Here is a 932-nt window from a genome sequence, read left to right on the forward strand (position 1 = left end):
GTCTGGTAGGTGCGATAGGCGCGCTTGACGACGTCGCCGCTGTCGATGCCTTCGGGCACCAGGATGGCGCTGACCGTGTCGGAGTGCCATTGCGGCGCCTTGGCGCACAGCTTCAGCCCCCAGGCGTCGACCGCCTTGCGCACGCCTTCGGCGAGGCGATGGTGGCGGGCGAAGATGTTCTCCAGTCCTTCCTCGGCGATCAGGTCGAGCGAGGCGCGCAGGCCGCGCAGCAGCTGCGTGGCCGGCGTGTAGGGGAAGTAGCCGGCGTCGTTGGCGCGGATCATGTCCTCGAAGGAGAAATAGCAGTGCCGGTGGGTGGCGACCCGCGCCGCGGCAAGCGCCTTCTTGCTGACCGACAGGAAGCCGAGGCCGGCCGGCAGCATGAAGCCTTTCTGCGAGCCGCTGACGGCGCAGTCGACGCCCCACTCCTCCTGGCGGAAATCGATCGAGCCGATCGACGACACGCCGTCGACGAACAGCAGCGCAGGGTGGTTCGCGGCGTCAAGCGCGGCGCGGCAGCCGGCGACGTCGCTGATGACGCCGGTCGCGGTTTCGTTCTGGGTGCAGAAGACCGCCTTGATGCGGTGCGCCTTGTCGGCCCGCAGCCTTTCCGCATAGAGGTCGAGCGGGACGCCCGTTCCCCATTCGCAATCGATGACGTCGACGTCGAAACCGAGGCGCTCGGCCATGTCGACCCACAGATGCGAGAACTGGCCGAAGCGCGACATCAGCACCCGGTCGCCGGGGCTGAGCACGTTGGTCATGGCCGCTTCCCAGGCGCCGGTGCCCGACGATGGATAGATGAAGAGGCGGCCGGTTTCGTTCTTGAACACTCGTTTGATGTCCTCGAACAGCGGCAGCGTCAGCTTGGGGAAGGAGGCGGCGCGCATATCCTCCATCGGCAGGTTCATGGCCTGCCGGACCTCCTCCGG

The 932-nt window shown here is 67.3% G+C and carries 1 protein-coding gene; it reads right to left on the reverse strand.

Annotated elements, in window-relative coordinates; translation table 11 throughout:
- Positions 1-932, reverse strand: a 932-nt coding sequence (locus AU465_RS33025; RefSeq protein WP_246506632.1) for an aminotransferase class V-fold PLP-dependent enzyme, incomplete at both ends; no start/stop codon positions are given.

The organism is Mesorhizobium silamurunense, assembly GCF_014843905.1.
GTDB classification, from domain to species: Bacteria; Pseudomonadota; Alphaproteobacteria; order Rhizobiales; family Rhizobiaceae; genus Mesorhizobium; species Mesorhizobium silamurunense.